Consider the following 26,215-nt stretch of genomic DNA (forward strand, 5'->3'; position numbering starts at 1 on the left):
CTCCCTGGAACACTGAAGCTTCGCAACCTCAGCTTCCTCGGTTCAGACCAGATGGACAACCTCCTGAGAGACCAAAGCTAACCCACCCTACGGCACCTCTCGTGGGGTAAACATTTAACCCTACCGGCAACTATCACCCCTCTCCCTCCTCGCCTCCGGCCGCCCTGCCCCATTTCTGCGCTACCTAACGCTCGCGGACGCCCCGCGTCCGCCGGAGGACGCGCCATGAACGTCAATCGCCGCCATCTCATCGGAGCCACGGCCGCCGGCGTCGCCGGGGCGGTCGCCATGCCCACTGACGCCGCACGCGCGGCACCGCTGACGTCGCTGCTTGGCCGCGACGCGACGCAATACGGCGTGCGTCCCGGCAGCAACGAGGATCAGACGCGCCCCCTGCAACGCGCCATCGACGAGGCCGCGCGTGCGCAAGTCCCGCTGGCGCTGCCGCCCGGTGTCTACCGCACCGGGCTCTTGCGCCTGCCGAGCGGCGCGCAACTGATCGGGGTGCGCGGTGCGACCAAACTGGTGTTCACCGGCGGCCCCTCAATCATTCTCAGCGAAGGCGCCGACAGCATCGGTCTCACCGGGATCACCTTCGACGGCGGCGCCATTCCGCTGCCGACGCGACGCGGGCTGATCCATTGCCTCGGCGGACGCGACGTCCGCATCACCGATTGCGAGATCAAGGGCAGCGGCGGCAGCGGCATCTGGCTCGAGCAGATCTTTGGCGACATCTCCAGCAACATTTTTAGCAACATCGCGGTAACGGCGGTGGTGTCGTTCGACGCCAAGGGCCTGAGTGTGTCGCGCAACACGATTCAAGGCACCAACGACAACGGCATCGAGATCCTGCGCACCGCCATCGGCGACGACGGCACGCTGGTGGCCGACAACCGCATCGAGGACATCAAGGCGGGCCCCGGCGGCTCCGGCCAGTACGGCAATGCCATCAACGCGTTCCGCGCCGGCAACGTGATCGTGCGCGGGAATCGCATCAAGAATTGCGACTATTCCGCCGTGCGCGGCAATTCGGCCTCGAACATCCACATCACTGGCAACAGCGTCAGCGACGTGCGCGAGGTCGCGCTCTATTCGGAATTCGCCTTCGAGGCCGCCGTGATCGCCAACAACACGGTCGATGGTGCGGCAGTCGGCGTCTCCGTCTGCAATTTCAACGAAGGCGGCCGCATCGCGGTGGTCCAGGGCAACATCATCCGCAACCTGATCCCGAAACGGCCGATCGGCACCGCGCCCGACGACGACGCCGGGGTCGGGATCTATGTCGAGGCGGACAGTTCCGTCACCGGCAACGTGGTCGAGAACGCGCCGTCCTACGGCATCGTCGCGGGTTGGGGCAAATATCTCCGGGACGTCGTGATATCAGGCAACGTCGTCCGGAAGGCGCTGGCAGGCATCGGCGTGTCCGTCGTGTCGGGCGCCGGCACCGCGCTCGTCAACAACAACATGATCTCGGAGACGCCGCTCGGCGCGGTCGTCGGCCTCGACCACGCCCGCACCGTCACGACGGATCTCTCCGCCGACGGCGCACAGCGCTTTGCGCAAGTGGTAGTCGGCGGAAATGTGGTGCGGCGCTAGGCGTTGACAACACGCATGCTGCCGTCATCCTGAGGTGCGAGCCGTGCGGTGCGCAGCACCGCGCGGGGAGCCTCGAAGGCTGACGTTGTGGGCATCTATGTCTACATGTTGCGATGCGCGGACGGCTCTTTCTACATTGGAAGCGCTACCGGCGATGACGTTTCCAAGCGGGTCGACGAGCACAACGCGGGTGCGTATCCGGGATATACCCACTCGAGACGTCCGGTCGTCCTGGTGTGGTCGGAGCACTTCGACCGAATTACCGACGGCATTGCCGCAGAGCGGCAGCTCAAGGGCTGGAGCCGCGCCAAGAAGGAGGCGCTCATTCGCTCGGATTGGAAAACCGTGAGCCAACTCGCGCGACGGCGAGCAGGTGCACCCAGACCGAGGAAGCAATGTTGAGCGCTGTTGTTGCTGACGGGCCGTTCATCCTTCGAGGCTCGCCCTGCGGTGCCCTGCACCGCAGGGCTCGCACCTCCAGCGACAACGGCTTCGCCGTTGCGCGGGGATGACGGGACCGGAGAGGACGCCTGAAGCCTTGATGAGCTGCCCCTCAGAACGCGTTCCTGAGCAGCGGGTACCTTGCCTCGATGCCGTCGAGGTTGAAGGTGAATTCGACCACGCTCTCCGGGATCGGCGGCGGCTCGATGGCTGGCGCGATCGGCGCTTCGGCAATTTCGGCCAGACGATGGGCCATGCTGTCCAGTTCGACCGGCACCGCCTTGTCCGGCTCGATATGGATGGCCTTCGGCTGCACGGTATGCGCTTGCTCCAGCGGCTGGGCCAAGCGCGAGGTCGCCGCCGGGAACCACCCCAGCGAGACTGGCCCGGGCGGCGGGGGCACCTCCTCGCCCGTGGCAAGGGCACGCCAGGTCTGCACCGCGCGCTTGGCTTCCTGGATGTTTTCGAGAAAGGCGAGTTCGGAATGGTAGCGACGCCAGCGTCCGGTCTCGAACATTTCGGTGAGATGTTCCAGTCGCTGTTCGGCGAGCGCGCACCAGCGCGCGGCGACAGCGCGGCCGCGAGCCACGTCTTGGCGATGTGTCATGAGTCAGCCCGTGAGGAGAGAACTACGGACGCGAGACGCAACGCACACGAATCACTTTGGACGCGACGGGATTATTTTGTGGAAAAGTTTTGACTTGTCCAGCAAGGACGCAATTTGCGTCACCGAAAACCGTAGTCGTGCGGAGTTTTCAGGATCTTACGAGTCAAGCCACCCACAGGCATGGAAGCGTTGCGGCGCGGCACGCGCGGCGGCGGGCAAGGCCTTCGCGCGTACGGATCAACTTTGGGCTGAAAAGCGAATTGAACCCTCTCCGTTCCGATGGGACCGGAGCGGGGCTCTAGATTCTTTTTGACGCGTTTTCTTGACGCGAACCGGAGTCAACTTCGCTCGAAAACGCTCTCGCTCTGAAAGGCAGCCCCAAAAAGAAAAGACCCGTCCGGGGGGACAACCGGACGGGTCGAGCCATATGGGCGCTTGGGGTGGATGGGCGCTCGCGCCTAATATGACTGATGGGGAGGGATGACCGCTCCCACATTATTTGGTCGTGGCACTGAGCCGAACGTTCAACGGCGTGGTGGGATTTCTTAAGACTTCGCGGCGCGCGCAGACGCTTGCGGCGACTATCGTGTCGCAGGCCTATCCGCCTGAGAAACCGTGGATTTATCGGACGCCATGGTCGGCGACGGCTGTTCCAGCGCGCGCGTTCCCGGCTCTTCGCGACGTTCCGACGCATCTTCACGTTTAGTTGTACCGGGTGCTGCCGCCATCGGTGTTGCACCGTCGACCGGAACGGCCATCACGGCGGCGTAAGCATCGGCCTGGCCGTCGCCGAACAGATCATCACGCCCCGGTGTTCCCAGGTCGCGGGCCGTCTTCGCAAGCGTCATGCGCAGCGCTTCCGGCTTCAGCGCATAATTGCGTTCCAGGAGAAGCGCCGCGACGCCACTGACATAGGCGGCCGAGAACGAGGTGCCCGAAGTCATCTGATATTTGCCATCAGGTGCCGGCAGGAAGATATCGACGCCGGGAGCCGCGAGCGCGATGTAGTTGCCGCGATTCGACGCCGTGAACAGTTTGTCCTGCGCGTCGGTCGCGCTCACCGCGATCACGTTCGGATTGGCGGCCGGATAGAGCGGCGGCGATTTTGCGCCGGCGTTACCGGCGGCCGCAATCAGCACCAGCCCGCGCGCAGCGGTTGCTGCGATCGCGCGCTCGATCACCGCGTCCTTCGGACCGGCGAAGCTCATGTTGACGATCTGCGCGCCGTGCTCGGCGGCGTAGTTCAACGATTTCAGGATCACGTAGGAGCTGCTTTCCGCGCCTCCCGTGGTGCCGCCGAAAGCACGGATCGCGATGATGCGCGCCTCAGGCGCACTGCCCATCAGCCGCCCATGCGCGACGATCGCCCCGGCAATGCCGGTGCCATGAATATGGGGGCCTTCCTGGCTTCCCAGCGCGTCGAAATTGTCGGAAATCGAATTGGCGAGCTCGGGATGCCTGGCATCGACGCCGGAATCGATCACCGCAACCGTCACATTGGCGCCATGCACCAGCATATGCGCCTGCGGCAGGCGGAGTTTTGCCAGCGCATATTGCGCCGGATCGCCCTCGGTCGGGACGCCCGCCTTCTGGTCCTGCAGCACGTAGCGGAAATTTTCCTGCAGCGACCGCACACTGCCGTCCGCCACGATCTCGCGGCGCACGGTGTCGTAAGGCCGGCCGTCGGCGATGCGGAACAGACCGAAGGTCGCGCCGATCAGCGGAAAGTTCTCCAGCGCAAGCCGCGTCAGGCCGTGGCGGCGCGCAAACTCGTCGGCATCGGCCGGCGACGTGCGCACGTCCATCTCGGCCACGAATTCGTTGGCAAAGGTCCTGAGATTGACCGCGGCCTGCGTGGTGTTGTTGCGGCGTCCGTTGCCCGCGCTCTTCTTGCCGGTCTTGCCGGACCCGCCGTCGCCACCCGCATTCGGCTGGTCGATGCATTCGCCGTTGGCGTCGCGGTAAGGCGCGGTGCAGGATGGATAGAGGTTGGGCGAATAGCGCGCATAGGGCATGGTGGGCCGCGCGGCATTGATCGCGCTGAGCCCGCCCGGTCGCAGCGCGATACCGGGACCACGGTCGACACTCGTGACCACCCTGCCCGCGATGTTCGGCGTGACGCGCGGAGCGATGTTGGTGGTGACGGTGGGCGTCCGGGACGGAATGTTGATCGTCGGCGTGCGCATGATCGCCTGCGCATGGGCGACCTCGATACCGAGGCAGGCGCCGAGCAGAAGCGCCGCGCCGACCGACGAAGCGCAGACCCCCGCTCTCAAGCCTCTCTCGGACCTCTGCGTCATAAGCTCAGGGCGCCTCAGGGCGCCGCCACGGCCAGGTTGACGATCTTCTCGCGCTGCATCTTGCCAAGCAGCCCGTTCAGCTCGTCCTGGCTCATCGCCTTGGCGAATTGCAGGCGAAACATGCCGCCCTTGGCCCCGTCGACGATCGAGGCCTGATAGCTGTCGAGCAGCGCGGTGATGTCGGCGACGCGGGCATCCGGCGTGAAGCGCACCAAAGCGTGCGCAGCGGCCGGCGCGGCCGCTTGCGGCCCGAGCGCGCGCGTGACGGACTCGCTGGTGCTCAGCGACGCGGTCTGGAACGTGGACGACTGGTTCTTCACCAGCACGGCGCCGATGATACCGGCCTGCAACACCAGCGCGAACGCGCCCAGGCTTGCCGACCAGGCGAGCGTGCGCGGCGACAGGCTGGAGAAAAACGCTGCAATCCGCGCCGACAGGCTAACGGTCGCGTTTCCCACGCGTGCCGGTTCGGCGTCGATCGCCGCAAACAGCTTCTGCATGGCGCGCCCCGACGGCGCTCCCAGGCTTTCGTTCAAATGAATGGTCTCGGCGAGTTCCTCGCGGATGGCGGCATATTGCTTCGCGAGCTCCGGATCCCGGGCGAGCGCTTCCTCGACGCGGCGGGCGTCGCGGGCGTTCAGCGTGCCGGCAGCATGCCAAGGCAGCAGAACTTCAATCTCACTGGGCTCTTGGTCCAGCATTCTCTTGCTCAAAGCCATCATGGCCAGCCTCGCTCAACGCCGGCTGCCTTCAGCAGTTCGGCCAGTTTCTTGCGCGCATAGAACAAGCGCGTCTTCACAGTGTTCTCCGGTATCCCGACGATTTCGGCCACCTCCTCCACGGACTTCTCGTGGTAGTAGACAAGATCGACGATTTCCCGATGTTCCGGCGAAAGTCCCGTCAGGCACTCCCGCAACGCTTCACTGGTATCCTTCTTCTGAACCGCCGTTTCCGGATCATCGGACGAATCCTCGATCGCGTTGGCGGCCTCGTCGTCCAATTCGAGGTCCTTCCTGCGCCGGAGCGCAGAGAGAGCCTTGAACCGGGTGATTGCCAGCAGCCAGGTGGAAACAGCGGATCGGCCTTCGAACTTGCCGGCCTGACGCCAAACGTCGAGAAACACCTCGCTGATGAGGTCTTCCGCCGTCTGCTCGTCCCGCACGAGCCTCAGCCCGAAGCGATACACCCTGACATGATGCCGCCCGTACAGCACCTGCATAGCGAGCCGGTCGCCTTGGGCGATCCGGGCGATCAGGACCTCGTCCGTAGCCGCCTGTGTCACGCTCAAAGGCCGTCTCGCAAAGTTGGTCGGGAGGAAACCGCGGACGGTTCGACGGGTGCCGCAAGATTCTTCAATCTACCGCAATCATGCGGTCGCCTGTGTGACCTACCCCACACAAGCCCATTTTCTTGCGATCGTGAAAGGCGCCGGCCGGCGCCCATCCCAGAAATCGGTAACATGATACTGAAACATTTCCCTGCGGCGCGCCCGGCAAGCCCGGGTGACCTTACCAAGCCTCGATCCATAGCACAGCCTTGTGCAGCGCTTCCGGCGGACGGGTCCGGCCGGATTGCCGGCCGATACCTAACCGCTCGCTAATTCCCGTTGCCGATCAAGGCCATTGCCTGTGCGGCAGGACCGGATTCGGCGCCAAAGGATACCAAACCTAAAGGCTTCCCACGTAGATTTTTGATCTCCGTTCATCAGCAGCGAGACCATGGGCACTCCCGCGTCGTTCTCCCCGGACCGTACGGCCGCCGAGGTCGCCGAGATCACGCTCGGCGCGAGCGCCGTGACGCCCGAGGTGAGTGCGCGCCGCGTCCGGCAGCGCCGGCAGATGTATGCGACCCAGGTCGTCAGCTACTCCTTCGGCGCCTCCGTCCTGCTGCTCTACGCCTATGACGGGGCGATCGCGATGATCGTGCCGTCCCTGTTCTGGCTCGGCGGACTGATGATCATCGGCGCCTTCACCGTGCTGTCCGAGAGCGGCTTCGAGGACCGGTTCACCGATCACTATCTCACGGTCTACCAGATCACCGCGCACATGACGCTGCAGCTCGTGTTCCTGCTGTCGGTGCCGACGATCGGAATCTGCTTCATCAGCGTCCTGTTCCTGATCTTCGCATTCGGCACGCTGCGCATGACGTCGCGCCAGGCGATGACGACGTGGGCACTTGCCACCGCCGGTCTCGTGACGGTGTTCGTGTTCACGGACCTGCCGATCGGGCTGCCGGTCGCGACACGCCTCGAGCGGGTCGCCTCGATGCTGTGTTTCGTCCTGGTGATCGGCCAGTGCTCATTCCTCGGACTGTTCGGCAGTACGCTGCGCAAGATCCTCTACACGCGCAGCATCGAGCTCAAGGCGGCCTACCAGCGCATCGAGGAGCTCGCCGAGCTCGACGAGCTGACCGGCTCCTATAATCGCCGCTGCATCATGCGCCTGCTCGACGAGCAGATCGCGCACGCACGCAACGCGGAAACGCCCTGCGCGATCGCGCTGATCGACCTCGACTGGTTCAAGCGCATCAACGACGCCCACGGCCATCCGATCGGCGACGAGGTGTTGCGCACCTTCGCCATCACCGTCTTCGCCAACATCCGCCCGGTCGACCGTTTCGGCCGCTATGGCGGCGAGGAATTCCTGCTGCTCCTGCCCGACACGGCAGGCGACGCCGCCGCCCGCATCCTCGACCGGCTGCGCACGATCGTCGCCGATCTCGACTGGAGCGCGTTCTCGCCCGACATGCGCGTGACGATTTCCGCCGGGGTCGCGGCGCTGCGCGAAAACGATAATGCCGATACATTTCTCGCGCGCGCCGACAGCGCGCTGTATTCCGCCAAGGCGCGAGGACGCAACCGTATTGCCGCTAGTTGACTGATTGATCTGTTCCCGGGCGCGGAGGAGCGCGGCCGGGTCGAACGCTCCAGGATAGGGCTATGAAATTCAAGTCTGCGAATAAAGCTGCCAAGCCGACCGACAACCTTCTTGACGAGCTCCAGGCCACATTGTCCCACGGTACGGTCGCCCGTCGCGTGGAGACGCTGCGCCGCGTCACCGATCTCTTCATCAACGGTGCGGTGGATTATTCCGACGAGCAGATCGGCCTGTTCGACGACGTCTTCCAGTGCCTCGTCGAGCACATCGAGACCGAGGCCAAGGCGCTGCTTTCCGTTCGGCTGGCGCCGATGCATATGGCGCCGCCAAGGATCGTCCGCACGCTCGCGCTCGAGGACGTCATCGAGGTCGCAGGTCCCGTGCTGACGAAGTCGGAGCGGCTCGACGAGGCCACGCTGATCGAGATCGCGCGCAGCAAGAGCCAGGCGCATTTGAAGGCGATTTCGATGCGGCGCGTGCTGTCCGACGCGCTCACCGACGTGCTGGTCGCGCGTGGCAACGATGAGGTCGTCCAGTCCACCGTCAGCAATCCGGGCGCGCATTTCTCCGAAGGCAGCCTCACCGAACTGGTCACGCGCGCCGAACGCGACGACGATCTCGCGACCTGCGTGGGCCTGCGCCCCGACCTGCCACGCCATCATTACCTGAAGCTGGTCGCAAAAGCGTCACTGAGCGTGCGCCGGAAGCTGGAGGCGGCAAATCCCGGCCAGGCCGACGCGATCTCCAGTGCGGTCCAGGAAGCGAGCCAGCGCATCCGCGCGGCAGCCATGACCCGGCAGACCGAGATGGCGCGCGCGCTGGTGCGATCGCTGTTCGAGGACGGCCGGCTCAACGAGCACCAGGTCACGACCTTCGCCGAACAGGGCAAGTTCGACGAGACCAATGCCGCGCTCGCCGCACTTGCCGGTGTCGCGGTCGGGGTCGCCGAGAACATGATGATCGAGAGCCGCACCGAGGGCGTGATGATCCTTGCCAAGGTCGCGGGCATGTCGTGGTCAAGCGTGCGCGCGGTCATCACGATGCGCGACAAGCTGTCCGGCGGCTCGCCGACGGATATGCTGGCGGCGCGCGACACCTATGACGCGCTGCGCAGCTCGACGGCGCAACAAGTGCTGCGCTTCCACCGCATGCAGCAGAATACGGAAAGCCCGGCGCCGGTGGCGTAAGCGGCGCCTAGTATCTGAGAACTCTCGAACCCGCGAGCGCACCGATCGCCGCCACGAGCGCGGTGGCGAGCGTGTACCAGGTCGCCACGAACAGGGGCGAATCGTCGGTGCAGTGCGAGGCGTAGAGCGTCGCCGCCAGTCCCGCCGACAACAATCCGGCGAGCGCGCCGGCGAGCGCAGGCCGCGACGGCGCACCATGGCGCAGCCCGAACAGCGCGCCAGCCAGCAGCGGCAGCGACATCGCGGGGATCGCAAGCAGGCAGACTCTCGAATTCTTGCCCACCAGCCGCATCGACATCGGCATGGCCGGCGCCATCATCGCCTCGCCGCCGATTGCGACCGCGAGCAGCCCGACGGGCAGCAACAGCAGCCAGCCCCAGCCACGCATCAGCGCCTCGGGCCGCGACAGATGCAGGCTGACGATGATCGCGGGGATCGCCAGCGACAGCGTGACCGCGAACTTCATGTCGAAGAACGGATTGTGCATCGCGCTCATGACATCCGGCCGCATGCCGAGGAAGGTCGCGAAGATCAGGATCGACAGCGGCGCGGCCACAAGAAGCGCCAGCGTCAGCACGGCGCCCACGCGCGGCGCGCGATGGGCGTTGTCGGCGGCGAGCGTGCGGATGAGTTGATCGGTATCCATGGCTAGCGGTCCCGCAATTTGGCGGTGAGCGCGGCAAGTCCCCGGTGCAGGGCCACCCGCACCGCGCCTTCGCTCATCGCGAATTTGGCGGCCGTGTCCTTGATCGAGGCGCTATCGACCGCGATCGACTGGAGCACGTCGCGCTGGCGCTGCGGCAGCGTGCTGAGCTGGGCCGCAACCTCGCTCGCCGATGCCGTCTCCTCTGGCGCTTCGCCCGGCAGGATCTCGGTGAAATCGTCGATGTTGACGAAGACGCGCTTGCCGCGCTTGCGGAGCGCGTCGATCAGCTTGTTGCGGGCGATCGCGAACAGCCACGGCGCGAAGGGCGCTTCGCTGTCCCAGGTGTGCCGCTTCAGATGGACCGCCAACAGAATGTCCTGCACGATATCCTCGGATTGATCGACCGGCTGCCCGGCCCGCGCCAGACCGCGCCTGGCGGCAGCCCGCAGCACCGGCGTGACCGCCTTCAGCAGGCGATGATACACTGCATCATCCCCCGCCATGGCCGACCGCATCAGGCCGGTCCACTCGTCATCACGTCCGCGCACGCGCGCTCCCACCTAGCAATTCGGCCGCTTGATCAATTTGTTACGCCCGGCTCCGCAGATCACGAACTCGTGATCAACGGGCCCGCCCCGAAGCCTGCCGGGCCTAAAGGCCGGGAGGCTCATAACACCGTTCGGTCGACCTGGCACCCGTCGCGCTGGGTGTGTCGGTGGCGATTGCCCCGCTTTTGCCCGCTCAAGCCCGAAGATTCCCTTTTTTTGCCCCGCTGTCGTCATGCCCCAGGGTCTCTGTTCGCAACCGGGACGGGCGGATTTGGGGAGATCATCAAGATGAGCGTAGCCAGTGGGCGTACGGCATTGATCCTACTCACCGGGCTTTTCGTGGCTCTCGGGGGCGCGCTGCACGCGGCTCCCGCTGCTCCGGCCAGCACCAAAGAGGACGGCGCCAGCAAGTCGACCGACGCGGTCAGGTACACCAAACACCGGCGTCACTACGCCCGCACCCGGACCAGCAAGTCGGCCCAGAAATCGGACGACGACAAGGCCGGCAAGACCGACAAGAAGGACACGGCGAGCACGGCGGCCACCGACGCCGTCGCGGCGTCGAGCATGATGCCTGCATCCATTGCCAACGCGAATGCGCAGCTCGCCGCCGCCGATACGCCGCTTGCGGCCAGCGCGACGGCGATGACCGCGCAGGCCAATGACAACGTCCAGGCCGCAGCCGCCGATAAGGCCGCCGGCCAGCCCGTTGCATCCGACCAGCTCAGCGAGGCCGATCGCGCCCTGCTCCAGGACAATCCGCCGGCCCAGAAGACGGCGGTTGCCGCCGTCGAGGCGCAGCCGCGCCCCGCACCGGTCATGGCGTCAGCGAGCAGCGACAGCTCGACCTGGGACCAGACCTCCCTGATCGGCAAGATCTTCATCGGTTTCGGTGCGCTTTTGACGCTGGCTTCGGCCGCGCGCATGTTCATGGCGTAGGTTTTTGGCCTGACAGCTAGTACCGGGCCGCGCGGCTCGCGCGTCCCGCCCTCTTGAAGCCCACCGCGCCAGGAGGCAAATTGCCCGCCCAATCAAAAGCGTGGGTGGAGCATGAGCACGTTCGAACACATCATCGTCGAAAGCCAGGGCGCGGTCGGCATCGTCAAGCTGAACCGTCCAAAGATGCTCAATGCGCTCTCGTTCGGCGTGTTCCGCGAGATCGCGGCCGCCGTCGACGATCTCGAGGCCGATGACGCGATCGGCTGTATCGTCATCACCGGCAGCGAAAAGGCCTTTGCCGCCGGCGCCGACATCAAGGAGATGCAGCCAAAAGGCTTCATCGACATGTTCTCCGAGGATTTTGCCGCGATCGGCGGCGACCGCGTCGCGCGCTGCCGCAAGCCGACCATTGCGGCGGTTGCCGGCTATGCGCTCGGCGGCGGCTGCGAGCTGGCGATGATGTGCGACATCATCATCGCCGCCGACACCGCAAAGTTCGGCCAGCCCGAGATCACGCTCGGCACCATCCCCGGCATCGGCGGCACGCAGCGCCTGACGCGCGCGATCGGCAAATCCAAGGCGATGGACCTCTGCCTCACCGGCCGCATGATGGATGCGGCGGAGGCCGAGCGCAGCGGCCTCGTCAGCCGCATCGTGCCGGCCGACAAGCTGATGGACGAGGTGATGGCGGCGGCCGAGAAGATCGCATCGATGTCGCGCCCGGCAACCGCAATGGCCAAGGAGGCCGTCAACCGCGCCTTCGAGACCACGCTCGCCGAAGGCATGAGCGTCGAGCGCAACCTGTTCCACGCGACCTTCGCGCTGGAAGACCGTTCCGAGGGCATGGCGGCCTTCATCGAGAAGCGCAAGCCGGTGAACAAGAACCGATAGACAGTTAGACGGCGCGGCTGCGCACCAAAGCCGCGCTCACCAGCGCGCGGTAGCCGCGCTCGGGCCACGTCTTGGGGCGATCGAGGCCAAGGCGTGCGAGGGCCTCGTGGTCGGCCGCATCAGGCGTGTGCATCAGTCCCTGCCACAACAGGACAGCGAGCTCGCGCGGCGATCGCTGCGCGGCCTGCAAGACCTGCAGCGCCGGGATCAGGCGCTGCTCGACATCCGTGAAGTCGGAGCCGAACGGAAACGACGGCAGGAGGCCTGACTCGCGCGCAGGCTTCAGCGCACGCGCGATCCGCTCCGGATTATTGTCGCGATGGATGGCTGGAATCTCGTAAGCCCGCGGCAGCTTGCCGGCGTCCTTCGCGGTTCGCATCAGCTCGTCCTGAAAACGCGAGTCTGATATCGCGAGCATTGCCGCGATCACATCGGCATCCGACTGCCCCCTGACATCGGCGACGCCGTATTCGGTGACGAAGACGTCGCGCAGATGCCGCGGGATGGTTTGGTGGCCGTAGCGCCAGAGGATGTTGGACTGCACTTTGCGGCCCTGCCGCGTCGCCTCGAGCGTCAGCACGGAGCGCGCGTCCCGGAGCGCAAAAGCCTGCGCGACGAAATTGTATTGCCCGCCGACGCCGCTCACCACCTCGCCGTCCTCGAGGCCGTCGGACACGGCCGCACCCAGTAGCGTCGCCATCATCGCATTGTTGATGAAGCGCGCATCGACGCGCGCGCGGCGCTTGGCTTCCTCATCGCCATAGAGCGCGTTGGTGAACGACACCGGCATCATCTGGATGCGCGCAATCTGCTCGGCCGGCATCTCGCGCAATGCGCGATAGAAGGATTTTGGGCCGAGAAAGAAGGCGCCGTGCAGCACGACGCCATCGACCGCACGCTTGAGAATGCCACCGTCGAACAGACCGATGAACGCCTCGGTCAGCATTTCGCTGACGCCGTAGAGGCCGATATCGAAGGCCCCGCTCTCCCGCGCGATGGCCGGACGCGCGGGCGAAAGCCGCGTCAGGATCTCGTGAAAGGCAGCGCCCTCGCGGTGACGCAGGATCAAGCCCTGCGCCAGCGCGTCACCGATCTGCCCGATGCCGATCTGCAGCGTGCCGCCGTCGCGCACCAGCGCGGCCGCGTTCAGGCCGATGGCGTATTTGGTGTCCGAGATCGGCTCGGAGGGTGGCGCAAACAACGGAAAATCGGTAGCGGGGCTGTCGAGCACCGCGCTGAACTCGTCCGCTGCGAGATCGCCTGCCCCCGGCATGAACGGCAACTCGGAATTCACCTGGGCGATCAGCCGGAACGAGGCGCGGCCGGCGCGGCGCTCGCGCAGCACGTCCAGCGTGGTGTCGGTGTTGCAGGACAGGCTGTAGCGCGGCACGCCGTCGACGATACGCTTGGCCACGAGTTGCGTGACGACGTTCATTCCGCGCGCCAGCAGATAGGACGCTGCGTGGGTGTAGTTGGCCGAGATGTAGTTCTGCTGTGCCGCTGGCACGTGCAGCCAGCGCCCGGCGAGGAAGAAGAACTCGATGACGGAGACGTTGGACGGCAGGCTGCCGTTGCGCAGCGCACCGGCATAGGCGAGATCGGGATAGCCACCGAACAGGCGGTCGATCACGGGCGCAATGAAGCGGCGCTCGATCAGGCCTTTCGGCTTCGGCTTTTCCAGCGTCAACGCCGAGAGCAGTGTCAGCTTGATGTAAGGATCCGCGCTGGCACGTGCATAGAGCGCATTGACGACGTGATTGGCCTTGCCGAGACCAAGCGGCAGCCCGACCACGAGGTCAGACCCGACATCGCGAATGATGTCCTCCGCAAGAGCGTCGGCGTCGGAGAACTGCTTTGGCATCATCCGCGGGGCCCGGACCAAGGTGGCAGTATGGCGGTCCTCGGAATCGGGAGGTACCGGCTGCCTCCTATAACGTATCTGCCTGAGAGATTCGTCTGTGACGAACCTGCAACAAGCACGGATTTCATGGGGGTTTCATCTGCGGCAGTTTGCCTGCGGGACCGGTGACCGCTAAACAGGTAACAGGGCCGCCATCGGCGGGGGCGGACAGCCGGGGTTTTGCGGGATTTGATGAACAGGCATGCCGCCAGGACTGGTCGCGTGAGCACGCGGCGGCGATCGGGCGTGGGTCTTGTCTTTGCTGCATGGACCGCGCTCGCGATGTCATGCGCCCTGCCGGTCACCGCATCCGCCGAGGCGCTGCCCGAAGCCCTGGCCAAGGCCTACCAGACCAATCCGGCGCTCAATGCCGAGCGGGCCCGCCAGCGCGCGACCGACGAGAACGTGCCACAGGCACTCGCCGGCTACCGGCCGCAGATCGTGGCCAGCCTGAGCGCCGGCCTCCAGGCAGTCCGCGACCTGCTCCCCAACAATACCGTTCAGACTGCGACACTAAAGCCCTGGGTGATCGGCGTCACCGTGACGCAGAACCTATTCAACGGCTTCCGGACCGCCAACAGCGTGCGGGTGGCGGAACTCCAGGTGCAGTCCGGCCGCGAGGCGCTGCGCAATGTCGGCCAGGGCGTGCTGCTCGATGCGGTGACCGCCTACACCAACGTGCTGGCCAACCAGTCGCTGGTCGAGGCGCAACGCTCCAACGTCGCGTTCCTGCGCGAGACGCTCGCCGTGACCCAGCGCCGGCTCAATGCCGGCGACGTTACCCCGACCGACTCCGCGCAGGCCGAGGCGCGCCTCAACCGCGGCCTTGCCGATCTCAACGCCGCCGAGGTCGCGCTCGCCGTCAGCCAGGCGACCTACGCCCAGGTGATCGGCAATGCGCCCTCGCAGCTCCGGCCCGCCGAGGTCGTCGATCGCTATCTGCCGCGCAGCCGCGAGGATGCCATGTCGATGGCGATCCGCGAGCATCCGGCCGTCATGGCCGCAAGCTTCGATGTCGATGTCGCCTCCACCAACATCCGCGTCGCCGAGGGCGCCCTGCTGCCGAGCGCCGGCGTGCAAGGCAGCGTCAGCAAGAGCCGCGACAACGACCCGACGCTGGGCACCTTCGGCACCGACCAGGCCTCCATCGTCGCCAATGTCACCGCGCCGATCTATGACGGCGGCCAGGCGGCCTCGCAAACCCGGCAAGCCAAGGAAACCGCCGCGCAAAGCCGTCTGGTGCTCGACCAGGTGCGCAACCAGGCGCGCACGGCGGCGACCAGCGCGTGGGTCGCCAATGAAGGCGCCAAGGTCGCGGTCCAGGCGTCCGAATCCGAGGTCAAGGCCGCGACCGTCGCGTTGCAGGGCGTCCAGCGCGAGGCCGCCGGCGGCCAGCGCACCACCGTCGATGTCCTCAACTCGCAGGCCGATCTGATCCAGGCCAAGGCGCGGCTGATCGGCGCGCTGCGCGACCGCGTGATCGCGTCCTACACGCTGCTCAGCGCCGTCGGCCATCTCGACGTCAAGACGCTGAACCTGAACACGCCGGACTATTTGCCTGAGGTGCACTATCACCAGGTCCGCGACGCCTGGCACGGCCTGCGCACGCCGTCGGGACAGTGATTTAGATCGGCTTCGGCCCGAGGTTTTGGCGGCCGTCGACAAAAATGTCGAAAACAACCCCATGCAAAGTAGCCGGTGAGGTCGGCGCGACGCACTACGGATTTTACGAATTTTCTTGACGCGTCGGGCAAATCGGGGGTATTATGGCATCATTGGATAGTCCGCCTGAGGCCGCGTTCGTCACGCTCCAAGTCCTGGCCCGGGTTATTTTCCAGACCGATCATTATTGACGGACCGCCCTTTGGCCTACGCCATCGGGAGTTCATTAACCGCACGATCAGCACACTCGCTTTTTGCGGCTGGCTCGCTGCTCTACCTTGGCTAGAGTAGCGGCCGATTCTTTGCGTCGATTTGCCTGAGGGCCATTTGATTTCGAAAATTCTCCGCATCACCCTCAAGGCTTGCCTGGCGCTGCTCTTGCTGGTCGTTGTCGTGCTCGTCGGATTCCGGCTGGCGGCATCGGTTCGCGAGACCGCCGCGCGCGGCGATCTCGCGCCAGCAACCGGGCGATGGGTGGCGACGCGCTCGGGCGAGGTGTTCATTCAGGAGAAGGGGCCGGCCACCGGAACCCCGGTCGTGCTGTTCCACGGCACGGCAGCCTGGAGCGAGCTGTGGCGACGGACGATCGATGCGCTCGCGAGCGCGGGCTATCGCGTCATCGCGCTCGACCTGCCACCGTTCGGGTTCTCCGACCGGCCCGGCAGCTACACGCGGCAGGATCAGGCGCAGCGCATCAACGACGTGCTGGAACGGCTCAACGCACAGCCGGCGATCATCGTCGGCCATTCCTTTGGCGCGGGTGCCGCGACCGAGCTGGTGATGCGTTTCCCCGCGCGGGCGCGGAGCCTCGTGCTGGTCGATGCCGCCCTTGGACTAACCACCGAGCCTTCGGATCCGCCATCGATCCTGAAGCCAAAGTGGCTGCGCGAAATGCTGGTGTCGCTCACGGTCACCAACCCGCTGGCGACCAAGACGCTCCTGAAGTCGCTGATCGCGAAGAAGGATTGCGCGCTGCCGGAATATGTCGAGATCCTGCAGAGGCCGCTGACGCGACAGAACAGCACGCAAGACATCGCCGACTGGATGTACTATTTCGTCGGCTCCGACCGGGGCGCACAAAGCGCGGACCGCGCCGCCTATGCGCGGCTCAAGCAGCCCGTCGCCTTGCTCTGGGGCGACATGGACGACGTGACACCGCTTGAGCAGGGGCGCGATTTGAACGTTCTGTTGCCGCAAGCACACCTGACCCTGTTGCCCGGCCTCGGTCACATTCCGCAGATCGAGGCGCCCGATCAATTCAACGACGCCCTGCTCAAGGCGCTCACAACCCTCTAGAGCTCCGTTCCGATAGAATCGGAACGGAGCTCTAGATTCTTGTTTTGACGCGTTTTCTTAACGCGAACCGGTATCCACTTCGCTTGAAAACGCTCTAGACTCAACCAGGATTCGAGCTTCACCGGAGGACTCATGGACATCATCAGACTATGCGCCTGGGGCTACGCCGCGCTGCTCGGGTTCGTGATCCTCACCGGCTACATTCCTGCCTTCATCGACCAGAACGACATGATCTTCGGCCTGTTCCGCCGCACCTGGTACGCCGACGGGCTGCACCTCGTCTCCGCACTATGGGCATTGACCGCGGCACTGACGTCCCGCCGCGCCTCCGAACTGTTCTTCCAGCTTTTTGGCGTGTTCTATTTCGCCGACGGCGTGCTCGGGCTTCTCACCGGCAGCGGCTACCTCGACTTCGGCATCCTCATCAACGGCGTGCTCAACCTGCCGCTCCAGACCCGCATCTTTGCCAACGCCCCGCATCTCGGCCTGGGCGGCGTGGCTATCCTGATCGGCTATGTACTGGCCCCGCGGACGCGGCCAGCCCATGCTTAGGCGCCTGCGTCGCTTCTTGCTTGCGGCTCTCATCCTGATCGCGCTCGCGATCCTGCTGCCGCTCGCCTATATCGAAGGGACCTGCCAGCCCGCATCGCAAGCGGCGGCATCGACGACATCAGCGATCGCCCTGCCCGCGATCGACGAAATCGGCTACCGACGGCCGCTGGACAACACCTATTTCACCTTCCCCGAATGGTACATCGTCTATTCCTTCGAGGACTTCGGCCGCTTCCTCGACCATTCCAGCGAAAGCCAGTTCGGCTATATCAGGCACATCTTCGGCTTCTGGAAAAGCTTCTGCACCATCAACCGCGCGGTGCCGCCGGCGGCGCAGTCGCGCTTCGACGTCAAGATGATGATCTACGTCATCGGCATCAGCTATTCGGCCGAATACGCGATCAAGGGTCTTTACGAGAACACGATCGGCCGCGTCTTTGAGTGGATCAGGGGACCAAAGCTCACACCGCAGGATGAATTTGCGCGCGCGGTGCTGCAGGACTACGCCGCGTTCCTCTACACCATTCCCTGGTACAAATATCCGTTCCGCGACACGCTGAACGGCCTGACGGCGATCTCTGCACCGACGCCGAGCACCTTGCGCACCTGGGAGCGCGATTTTGCGCTCGGCACCGAGTATTTCCTCAAGATCGGCTACGCCAAGGCGATCCAGAAAGCGCTCGATGCCTCCAGCGACGACGAGCCGCGCGACATCATGTTCGTGGTCGCAGCGCTACCGCCGGACGTGCTCGCCGCCGAGCCTCGCATCAAACCGATCCGCGCGCTCTCGCCGGATTGGCAACTCGTACAGGCGCCGCGCTACAAAGCGCTCACCGAGATCCTGAGCGGACTTCTCGACCGCGGACATCGCGTGGCCGAGATCGCCGGCAATCACGACATCCTCGTCACGGTGATCGCACCAGCGTCGGCGCGGCTCGACGTCGTCGACACGAAAGAGCTGTTTTCGCTCGACCTCGACGCCAAGCCCGGCTTCCGCCGGGCCGGCCTAAAGGCTAGGATCGACCGGCTGGTCGAGATCAAGCGCGAGCTTTCCGCGCGAGGTGTGAGCCTTGAGCATTTTTATGATTATTGACCTATGAATCATGATCGAGATGCCGCGGCAGGGATGATTACCTCTCCCGTAGGGAGAGGTCGGATCGCATCGCCAGATGCGATCCGGGTGAGGGCTTCCGCTTTCTCAGGGGACCTGAACCCCCTCACCCGATTTGCTCTCGACGATGCTGCGCATCGCGAGGAGCAAATCGACCTCTCCCCGCTGGGGAGAGGTGATCCCCGCCGAACTGATCGAGCAAATCAAGTGGCATCGCCCTATTGCGAGCAAGCCAAGCCTCCGCGGCGGCTGCGCGCGCTCGGCAAGATCGCCGCGGCGTTTGCCCTCGTCGTCACCGGCTGGCTCGCCCTCGTCATCGTGCTCACCTTCGGGACATCGCCGGGCCGCTCGATGGCCGTGATCGGCCCGCAAGCGCAAGCGCTTGCGGCCATCGCGAAAGCCGACGGCCTTGTGCTGTCCTCGAACGCTTATGTCACCGTCGCGCGTTCCAACGCGGCGGACTTCGTCAGCCGGCTCTACGCTTCAGGCGCCCTGCTCGTGCTCGACGCCGAGCAGGCCGGCGGCTGCAACGGTCTGGCGACGAAGCGAAGCTGAGCGCGCTTGGAAGCGCGACGAGTTCTGGTTTTGGCGGCCCGCTCATCGGAGCCGCGTCAGAGGGTCCGCAGTTTGCGCTATCTCTTCGAGGAGTATGCGTTCGACACCGCCCGCCGCGAACTCCGTCGCGGAACGGATGTGATTGCTGTCGCCCCACAGGTGTTTGATCTCCTTGATTATCTGATCCGTCACCGGGAACGTGTCGTCACCAAGGACGATCTCATCGGCGCCATCTGGAATGGACGCGCCGTGTCCGATGCGGCACTGACGACCCGCCTGAACGCCGCCCGCAGCGCCATCGGCGATTCCGGCGAGGAGCAGCGGCTGATCAAGACGTTGCCGCGAAAGGGATTTCGCTTCGTCGGACAGGTGCGGGAGGAGCGGGAGGTGGCAGGCCCGGACGATGCGCTCGAGAGCGCTCCTGCATTACCCGACAGGCCCTCCATCGCCGTGCTGCCGTTCGCGAACATGTCTGGCGATCCCGAGCAGGAGTACTTCGCGGACGGGATGGTTGAGGAGATCACGACCGCGCTTTCGCGGTTCAAAAGCTTGTTCGTGATCGCGCGCAATTCGAGTTTCACCTTCAAGGGCCAAGCGGTCGACATCAAGGAAGTCGGACGCAGGCTTGGCGTGCGCTATGTCCTCGAGGGGGAGGTGCGCAAGGCGTCGGGGAAAGTTCGCATCACGGGCCGGTTGATTGAAGCAGCTACGGGCACCCACATCTGGGCGGACAGGTTCGAACGCGACATGACGGACATTTTCGCGCTGCAGGACGACGTCACGCTCGCCGTTGTCTCGGCTATTCAGCCAAAGTTGTTTCAAGCAGAACTTGCACTGGCGTCGCGGCGGCGCCCGGAAGACCTCACCGCCTATGATCTTCTTCTCCGGGCTGTACAGCAGGTGCGGCCAGCGACGCGCGAAGGGTTGGCCGAGGGACTCCGACTGGTCCAGCGCGCCCTGGAGCTCGCCCCCCGCTTTGCTGCCGCCGCCGCTCTGGCAGGTGCCTGTCACGTGGAAAACGTGGTCAGAAACTACGCCGTTGATCCTCAATTCGAACGCAGGGAAGCCGTTCGGCTCATGCGCCTGGCATTGAGCCTCGACGATGGTGATCCAGACACGTTAGCAAGTGCTGCCTTGATCTCGGCACTTTTGGTCGGCGATTGTGAGACCGAGATCGAGATGTCCGACCGGGCGGTTAAGCTCAACCCGAATTTATATCGCGCGTGGAACTGCAGAGGCTGGGTCTACAAGATTGCGGGGCAACCAGAGGAAGCGATCCGGAGCTTTGAACGCGCCATGCGAATGAGCCCGGTAGACCCGCAAACATTCTCAGTGCTGACCGGGATTGGATTTGCCCTTATCGAGCTTCGTCGCTTTGACGAGGCCATCATTGCAGCGAAGAAAGCCCAGCGTCTAAACCCGTGCTATCCAGGACCATACCGCTGCCTCGTATCCGCTTTCGCTCATCTCGGACGCGACGCCGAGGCCCATGAGGCGGCGGCTCGCATGCTTGAGATCGATCCCGCTTTCACGATATCGGCGTGGATCACCCGGAGCCAGGTATCAAAAACTGCGAAGCTGATGATCGAGGGTTTTCGGAAAGCGGGATTGACCGAATGAGCCGTGCTCGATGCCGAGCAGGCCGGTGGCCGCAACGGCCTAGCGCCGAAGCGGCGCTGAGCTGCCTTAGGAGGGCCATGAGTTCTGGTTGAATCGGTGCGAGCCGAGACGGTGTCATGTCGACGCAACCTTCATGATGTCCAAGGTCCCGCGATAGGTCATCTCGATTGCGACATAGAAAATGACACCTAGTCCGACGTAAGCAATCCAGCGATGATCTTGCAGAAGGCGCGCAATGAAGGACGCTGCAGCGCCCATCATCGCAATCGAAAGTATCAGGCCGAAAATCAGAACTATCGGATGCTCGCGTGCTGCCCCTGCGACGGCCAAGACGTTGTCGAGCGACATCGAAACGTCAGCCACGATGATTTGCGAGGTTGCCTGGACGAGCGTTTTCCGAGGCTTGCGTTCGGTCTTCGTTCCTGCAACTGCCTTGGTCGACTCTGCCGAGGAGGCACGCAGCTCGCGCCACATTTTCCAGCACACCCACAACAACAGGATCCCGCCCGCGAGGAGGAGGCCGATGATCTGTAAAATTTCGGTCGCCAGCGCAGCGAACAGAATGCGCACCATCGTCGCGGCGACAATGCCGAACAGAATCGCTTTGCCTCGTTGCGCCTCAGGCAAGCCAGCGGCTGCAAGTCCGATGACGATGGCGTTGTCGCCGGCGAGCACGAGGTCGATCAGAACGACCTGCAAGAGCGCGGTCAGGACATCTACGCCGAGAAATTCAAACACGGGTCACGCTCCCTGTCTTGCCGGGGGGAATGGCCGGTCGTTCGACGCGCGTATCTGGGCAGCCCAAGCGTGCAATGGGGTTCACACGAAACGTGTCGCAATCTTGCGCCGCACATAGGCCTGGCCTGGCTGTCTCCTACAGCGGTTCATCCTGATGTTGTTCGACCAGTTGCTCAAAAAACAGCGCCACTTGATCAGGTTCGCTAAGGATCGCGGCGGCGCAACCCATGAGGGTGAATGCGCCGGCAATGTCCCGTGACGTCACATTTTCGGAATTTGAGCGGGCCATGATGGCGGTGATCGCGGCATCGAAGAAAAGCAAAATGCTCAGCGCAGGCAGGACGAGCTCGGGCTCCAGCAAGCGGATCATCAAGAATGCGGGGGCAGCGATCAGCACGCTCAACAGCGCGAGTATGCAGAATGAATTCCTCGAAGGAGCATTTCTCTTCATCCAGCTTGCATTGGAAGCGATCATTTGCTCGCCTTGCATTGGGGGCATCCTGACCGAGCCCGCGCCGTTGATTTACCGACGGATTTCTTCGTATGCTGGTCCAAATGACCGGTTTGCCGGTGTCTCCCCAAATCAATCCTTTGTCGGTTTATGCCGCCGACCTTCCACCAGCGTAACAACGCCAGCAGCCACCACGGCAAACACGATGAGCGTGGCAAGCGCCTCCACCGAGACCAGGGTCCCGGACCAATTGTTCCAAAGCTCACGCATGCGCTGACCTCCATCGAGAGCGCGCATAAAGTCCGCACTGAGAAACGACGTGCTGAGAAAGGACGTACCTTTGCGACCAAAAGTACAATGCTGCGGATCGTCGCGCGCGTTTTGATCGCGCGGCAACATGACTTATGCCGTCCGGAATTGAGGCGGGACCCGGTCCCGCCGCAGTGAGTTGGCCGGACTGACAACGTGATTGGTCTTGACCTAAATCCCGACGACCAGTCGGGACTGCTATCGGCCCGGACCTCAGGCCATGTTCGCTCCTTCGCCGCCGTTGGCGGCCTGGGGACATCGCAGATTTATGAGTACACCGCCTGGTCTCTTGCCGCTCTACGACGCGTATTTCTGGTACATCGTGTTGGTGAACAGCCCGGCCGGGTCGTACTTTCGTTTGGCGGCGAAGAAGTCGTCGATTTGCGGATAGGACTTCTTGAGCTGGTCGCGTGAGTAATAGAGCTGGTACGGCAGGAAGAAGCGGCCCTGATTGGCGATGGTGAGGTCGATCAGCTCTTCCGTCACCTTCTTCATGCGCGCGTTGCCCTCATCATCCGTGGGCTGGTTGATGTAGAGCACCAAAGAGAACGCGGGCTCCGGCGAGTAGGTCAGAAAGTTGTCTTCCTTGTGCACGACGCGGACCGAGGCGTTGAGCAGATTGGTCTTGTTGTCGAGCATGATCCTGCGCATGCCGTCCACGAAGGCGACGAAGTTTTTGCGTGGGATGAAATACTCGTGCAGGATATCGGTCTCCTCCTGCAGGGCGTTGCGCAGGTAAGGCACGGAATCGTGCATGGGGTCGTTGCGGCTGACCAGGCATGCCTCGCCCGAGGCGATCGCCTGGGCGCGCGTCACCGTGCAGTTTTCCATGCGGTGCTCGATGTGCTTCTCCGAGAGCCATTTCAGCTCCTGGAAGAACGGCCCCTGCTTCGACAAATTGATCGTGAGCCGCCGCAGCTTCGTGCTGCTGACCTCGCCGAGCGGCTGGCGCTGGAAGTCGGCGCCGTCGGCCTTGGTGTAGGTGTAGAGCAGCATTTCCTGCAGGAAGGTCGACGGCGCGGTCGAGAGATGGCCGTACATCAGGCCTATATTGGTGTCCTTCTCGATCTCGCCGGAGAACAGCGCAGGAAAGGCCTTGTAGTCGAGCACGCGCCGGCCGGTCTGATAGACCGTGTTGTCGGCGATATCGAGCTCGGCCTCTACGATGACGCCGAACAGGCCGTAGCCGCCGACCACGAGGTTGAACAGCTCCGAGTTCTGGGTCGCCGACACGTTGCGGATCGTTCCGTCCGCCAGCATCACCTTCATCGACTTGATCGAGCGCGCCAGCGCGCCGGCCTGGTGGTCCATGCCGTGGGCATTGACCGAGATCGAGCCGCCGACGCTGAAAATGTCGGTGGACTGCATGGCGCGGACGGCGAAGCGCGGATGCAGCGCGATCTGGATGTCGTGCCAGGTCGCGCCCGGCTGCACGGTCACCGTGCGCGCTGTATCGTTCAGGGTAATGCGGTTGAAGGTCCGCATATCAAGCACGATCCCGCCCTTGCGGAACGCTTGCCCGCCCATGGAGTGGCGCACGCCGGCCGTCGTCACCGGCAGCTTGTTGTCGCGCGCAAAGGCAAGGGTCTTGGCGATGTCGTCGACGCTGTGCACCTCGACGACGCCAAAAATCTCGGTGCGGTTGAGGCAGCTCGCATCGTTGATGCTGCCGCCGAGCTGCGACCACTTTACCCCCTGGAGCGGCGCAATCGCCCTCACCTTGTCCAGATCAATCTTGCCCTGCTCGCCGAGGTCGGCCGCGGGCCGGCAATCCTTCGGCCCGGTCGGATCGGCCGCCAGCGCCTGCAATTTGCGAAAGCCATAGACGCCGAACAACGCGACGAGGACAGCGACCGCCGAGACGCCCGCCTTGAACTTTCCAAAGTTTTTCATGCAGTGATTCCGGTGGGAGAAGCGATGATCCGGGAGTGCGGAACATTAGAGCGCGATGGCCTTGGGCTGAAGCTCCATCGCGCCTTAACTCCTTTTTGAGCATGATCTTTTCGGAAAACTGCTACGCACTTTTCCGGATCATGCTTTAGTCAAACCGGCGCGCGGCCGGTTCAATTCCACGTTGAATTTGCGCAGCGGTCCCTGAAGAATGTGCTAATGAGACCGCCCAACCAAGAACAACCATACCAGGGGGATAATCCATGCTCAGCCGACGCAGCGTCCTGCTTGCCTCCCTCGCGGCCGGAGTCACGATGACCAGCAAACACGCCCAAGCGGCGGCAGCACAGCCGGCGACGCCGGTCAATTTCGACGTCCCGCTGCACGCCTGCGACTGCCACACCCATATTCACGGCGATGTCGAGAAATTCCCGTTCTTTGCCGGCCGCGTGTATACGCCCGAGCCGGCAAGCCCGGAGGAGCAGGCCGCACTGCACAGGGCGCTGCGAATGGAGCGCGTGGTGGTGGTGACGCCGAGCGTCTACGGCACCGACAACTCCTCCAGCCTGTTCGGCATGAAGGCCCGCGGTGCGAATGCGCGTGGCGTTGCAGTGATCGACGACAAGACGTCGGAAAGCGCGCTCGACACGATGCACCAGGATGGTTTCCGCGGCATCCGCCTCAATCTCGCGACCGGCGGCGTCAACGACCCCAATGTCGGCCGTCCCCGCTTCACCGCCGCGGTCGAACGGATGAAGGCGCGCGGCTGGCATGTCCAGCTCTACACCACGCTTGCGATGATCTCGGCGATCAAGGACCTCGTCGAGACCGCGCCGGTGCCGGTCGTGTTCGACCATTTCGGCGGCGCGCAGGCCACCCTTGGGCTGGAGCAGCCCGGCTTCTCCGATCTCGTCGCGCTGGTGAAGTCCGGCAAGGCCTATGTGAAGATCTCCGGCGGCTACCGCTCGTCGAAGCTTGCGCCCGATTATCAGGACATGGTGCCGTTCGCGCAGGCCCTGATCGCGGCCAACCCGGAGCGCATTGTCTGGGGCACCGACTGGCCGCATCCGGACTCAGTGATACCGCCCGGCAAGAAGCCGACGGACGTGACGCCCCTCCTCCAGATCGACGACGGCCGCCTGCTCAACCAGCTTCCGGTGTGGGCGCCGGACGCCGCGATCCGCCAGAAGATTTTGGTGGACAATCCGGCGCGGCTCTACGGGTTCTGAGAACCGCCCTCCTTCGCATGGTCGCGCAGCCAGCGCGCGGCCTTGCGAAGCCCGCCGAACGGGAACAGGTGAAAGCCCCTGATTTGCGAGGTCATGGCATCAGGCGCGGCTGTGATGCCCCGCACGATCTCGTCCGGTCCGGTCTCGGTGAGCAGCCGGCCATAGCGGCCGATCTGGTTGCGCACCGCGCGGATCGAGTTGCCGATGCCGCAGCGGAGCGCGAATTTCATCAGCGTCGCCGGGCTTGCGGGGCCCGCAAGGCCTATGATCACCGGCAGGTCGACGGCTGCGAGCTTGAGCTCGCCGAGCCAGTTGAGGATCGGCGCCGTCTCGAAGCAGAACTGCGTGACGACATCGAGACCGATCTGTCGCTCATCGGCCCAGTCGCGCCAGGCCGCAAAAGCCTTCACCACCTGTGCCGGATCGAGATAGGGATGGCCCTCGGGATGGCCGGCGACGCTGACGCAGGAAAAGCCGTGCGCCTCGATCAGGCCGCTCGTCGCGATATCGCGGCTGGATTTGAACGGACCCTTGGCAATCGCGACGTCGCCGGCAATGAGCAGGATGCGCGCAACGTCCGCCTCGCCGCGCAGCCGGCGGAAGAAATCATCTAGCGCCGCCCGGGAATGAATCTCGCGCGCGGCGATGTGCGGGACGGGGTTGAAACAGGCGCGGCGCAGCGCCGCCGCGGTCTCGACATTGTGCAGATAGTTGTCACCGGGCAGGAAGGTGATGCTGACGTCGATGCCTTGCGCGAAATGATCGCAGAGGTCGGCGAGTTGCTGGCCGCTGGAGGAGATTTCGACCGAGGCCGATTCCAGCATCGCCGCGAGATCGCCTGAGACTGCCTGTTCGAGCGCCGTTGTCATGG

The 26,215-nt window shown here is 64.3% G+C and carries 25 protein-coding genes; 13 read left to right on the forward strand and 12 right to left on the reverse strand.

The window, feature by feature from the left end; genetic code table 11:
- Nucleotides 1-225: 225 nt before the first annotated feature.
- Both JQ632_RS30575 and JQ632_RS30580 read left to right on the forward strand, forming a co-directional pair.
- Nucleotides 226-1,596: a TIGR03808 family TAT-translocated repetitive protein gene (locus JQ632_RS30575; protein ID WP_212406372.1), complete on the forward strand. Its 1,371-nt coding sequence runs from the start codon at nt 226-228 to the stop codon at nt 1,594-1,596.
- Between the two features lie 87 nt (nt 1,597-1,683).
- Nucleotides 1,684-1,998, forward strand: a complete 315-nt coding sequence (locus JQ632_RS30580; RefSeq protein WP_212406373.1) for a GIY-YIG nuclease family protein — start codon at nt 1,684-1,686, stop codon at nt 1,996-1,998.
- A gap of 151 nt (nt 1,999-2,149) precedes the next feature.
- On the opposite strand, the gene JQ632_RS30585 is transcribed toward JQ632_RS30580, so the two are convergent.
- The 4 genes from JQ632_RS30585 to JQ632_RS30600 form a co-directional block, all read right to left on the reverse strand.
- Entirely contained in the window at nt 2,150-2,626 is a 477-nt protein-coding gene (locus tag JQ632_RS30585) for a TIGR03809 family protein (protein WP_212406374.1), read from the reverse strand.
- A gap of 599 nt (nt 2,627-3,225) precedes the next feature.
- Nucleotides 3,226-4,944, reverse strand: coding sequence for a S8 family serine peptidase (locus JQ632_RS30590; protein ID WP_212406375.1), 1,719 nt, complete (start codon nt 4,942-4,944; stop codon nt 3,226-3,228).
- Between the two features lie 14 nt (nt 4,945-4,958).
- Complete coding sequence (locus tag JQ632_RS30595; RefSeq protein WP_212406376.1) at nt 4,959-5,666, reverse strand: hypothetical protein; 708 nt, start codon at nt 5,664-5,666, stop codon at nt 4,959-4,961.
- Nucleotides 5,663-6,232 carry a sigma-70 family RNA polymerase sigma factor gene (locus JQ632_RS30600; protein ID WP_212406377.1) on the reverse strand — a complete coding sequence of 190 codons (570 nt, stop codon included), beginning with the start codon at nt 6,230-6,232 and terminating at the stop codon, nt 5,663-5,665. Before JQ632_RS30600 ends, JQ632_RS30595 begins: the two co-directional genes overlap by 4 nt.
- A gap of 430 nt (nt 6,233-6,662) precedes the next feature.
- Here JQ632_RS30600 and JQ632_RS30605 point away from each other — a divergent pair, with 430 nt between their 5' ends.
- Together JQ632_RS30605 and JQ632_RS30610 are read left to right on the forward strand one after the other, a co-directional pair.
- The gene (locus JQ632_RS30605) at nt 6,663-7,820 is read left to right on the forward strand and encodes a GGDEF domain-containing protein (protein ID WP_212406378.1); all 1,158 of its coding nucleotides are present in this window, start codon (nt 6,663-6,665) and stop codon (nt 7,818-7,820) included.
- Between the two features lie 62 nt (nt 7,821-7,882).
- Nucleotides 7,883-9,007 (forward strand): DUF2336 domain-containing protein, encoded by a 1,125-nt coding sequence (locus JQ632_RS30610; protein WP_212406379.1) that lies wholly within the window; start codon nt 7,883-7,885, stop codon nt 9,005-9,007.
- A 7-nt stretch (nt 9,008-9,014) separates the two neighbouring features.
- Here the strand turns inward: JQ632_RS30610 and JQ632_RS30615 are convergent, their stop codons facing one another.
- Entirely contained in the window at nt 9,015-9,653 is a 639-nt protein-coding gene (locus JQ632_RS30615) for an NrsF family protein (protein ID WP_212406380.1), read from the reverse strand.
- 2 nt (nt 9,654-9,655) lie between these two features.
- Nucleotides 9,656-10,201, reverse strand: a complete 546-nt coding sequence (locus tag JQ632_RS30620) for a sigma-70 family RNA polymerase sigma factor (protein WP_212406381.1) — start codon at nt 10,199-10,201, stop codon at nt 9,656-9,658.
- Nucleotides 10,202-10,489: 288 nt separating this feature from the next.
- Here JQ632_RS30620 and JQ632_RS30625 point away from each other — a divergent pair, with 288 nt between their 5' ends.
- Both JQ632_RS30625 and JQ632_RS30630 read left to right on the forward strand, forming a co-directional pair.
- A complete protein-coding gene (locus tag JQ632_RS30625) occupies nt 10,490-11,140 on the forward strand; it encodes a hypothetical protein (protein ID WP_212406382.1) in 651 nt (216 codons plus the stop codon).
- 111 nt (nt 11,141-11,251) lie between these two features.
- Nucleotides 11,252-12,031, forward strand: a complete 780-nt coding sequence (locus JQ632_RS30630; RefSeq protein ID WP_212406383.1) for an enoyl-CoA hydratase — start codon at nt 11,252-11,254, stop codon at nt 12,029-12,031.
- Between the two features lie 4 nt (nt 12,032-12,035).
- On the opposite strand, the gene JQ632_RS30635 is transcribed toward JQ632_RS30630, so the two are convergent.
- Nucleotides 12,036-13,892: an acetyl-CoA hydrolase/transferase C-terminal domain-containing protein gene (locus tag JQ632_RS30635; protein WP_212406405.1), complete on the reverse strand. Its 1,857-nt coding sequence runs from the start codon at nt 13,890-13,892 to the stop codon at nt 12,036-12,038.
- Between the two features lie 231 nt (nt 13,893-14,123).
- On the opposite strand from JQ632_RS30635, the gene JQ632_RS30640 reads away from it, so the two are divergent.
- The 6 genes from JQ632_RS30640 (at nt 14,124) to JQ632_RS30665 (ending at nt 20,727) form a co-directional block, all read left to right on the forward strand.
- Complete coding sequence (locus tag JQ632_RS30640; RefSeq protein WP_212406384.1) at nt 14,124-15,554, forward strand: TolC family outer membrane protein; 1,431 nt, start codon at nt 14,124-14,126, stop codon at nt 15,552-15,554.
- A gap of 366 nt (nt 15,555-15,920) precedes the next feature.
- Nucleotides 15,921-16,889, forward strand: coding sequence for an alpha/beta fold hydrolase (locus JQ632_RS30645; protein WP_212406385.1), 969 nt, complete (start codon nt 15,921-15,923; stop codon nt 16,887-16,889).
- A 132-nt stretch (nt 16,890-17,021) separates the two neighbouring features.
- The gene (locus JQ632_RS30650) at nt 17,022-17,441 is read left to right on the forward strand and encodes a hypothetical protein (protein WP_249152647.1); all 420 of its coding nucleotides are present in this window, start codon (nt 17,022-17,024) and stop codon (nt 17,439-17,441) included.
- On the forward strand, nt 17,434-18,534 hold the full coding sequence (locus JQ632_RS30655) for a hypothetical protein (protein ID WP_212406386.1): 1,101 nt from the start codon (nt 17,434-17,436) through the stop codon (nt 18,532-18,534). Before JQ632_RS30650 ends, JQ632_RS30655 begins: the two co-directional genes overlap by 8 nt.
- A 225-nt stretch (nt 18,535-18,759) precedes the next feature.
- A complete protein-coding gene (locus JQ632_RS30660) occupies nt 18,760-19,107 on the forward strand; it encodes a hypothetical protein (RefSeq protein ID WP_212406387.1) in 348 nt (115 codons plus the stop codon).
- Between the two features lie 72 nt (nt 19,108-19,179).
- A complete protein-coding gene (locus JQ632_RS30665; RefSeq protein ID WP_212406388.1) occupies nt 19,180-20,727 on the forward strand; it encodes a winged helix-turn-helix domain-containing tetratricopeptide repeat protein in 1,548 nt (515 codons plus the stop codon).
- A 114-nt stretch (nt 20,728-20,841) separates the two neighbouring features.
- Here the strand turns inward: JQ632_RS30665 and JQ632_RS30670 are convergent, their stop codons facing one another.
- From JQ632_RS30670 to JQ632_RS30685, 4 genes are all read right to left on the reverse strand, one after another.
- Complete coding sequence (locus JQ632_RS30670) at nt 20,842-21,465, reverse strand: TerC family protein (protein WP_212406389.1); 624 nt, start codon at nt 21,463-21,465, stop codon at nt 20,842-20,844.
- Nucleotides 21,466-21,601: 136 nt separating this feature from the next.
- Nucleotides 21,602-21,955, reverse strand: coding sequence for a hypothetical protein (locus tag JQ632_RS30675; RefSeq protein WP_249152648.1), 354 nt, complete (start codon nt 21,953-21,955; stop codon nt 21,602-21,604).
- Nucleotides 21,956-22,048: 93 nt separating this feature from the next.
- Nucleotides 22,049-22,315: a hypothetical protein gene (locus tag JQ632_RS30680; protein ID WP_212406390.1), complete on the reverse strand. Its 267-nt coding sequence runs from the start codon at nt 22,313-22,315 to the stop codon at nt 22,049-22,051.
- 207 nt (nt 22,316-22,522) lie between these two features.
- Complete coding sequence (locus JQ632_RS30685) at nt 22,523-24,118, reverse strand: FAD-binding oxidoreductase (RefSeq protein ID WP_212406391.1); 1,596 nt, start codon at nt 24,116-24,118, stop codon at nt 22,523-22,525.
- Between the two features lie 260 nt (nt 24,119-24,378).
- On the opposite strand from JQ632_RS30685, the gene JQ632_RS30690 reads away from it, so the two are divergent.
- Nucleotides 24,379-25,344 (forward strand): amidohydrolase family protein, encoded by a 966-nt coding sequence (locus tag JQ632_RS30690; RefSeq protein WP_212406392.1) that lies wholly within the window; start codon nt 24,379-24,381, stop codon nt 25,342-25,344.
- Here the strand turns inward: JQ632_RS30690 and JQ632_RS30695 are convergent.
- On the reverse strand, nt 25,332-26,213 hold the full coding sequence (locus JQ632_RS30695; protein WP_212406393.1) for a hypothetical protein: 882 nt from the start codon (nt 26,211-26,213) through the stop codon (nt 25,332-25,334). The two genes, JQ632_RS30690 and JQ632_RS30695, sit on opposite strands and share 13 nt — an antisense overlap.
- Nucleotides 26,214-26,215: the final 2 nt, after the last annotated feature.

This window comes from Bradyrhizobium liaoningense, from assembly GCF_018130955.1.
Classification (GTDB): domain Bacteria; phylum Pseudomonadota; class Alphaproteobacteria; order Rhizobiales; family Xanthobacteraceae; genus Bradyrhizobium; species Bradyrhizobium liaoningense_C.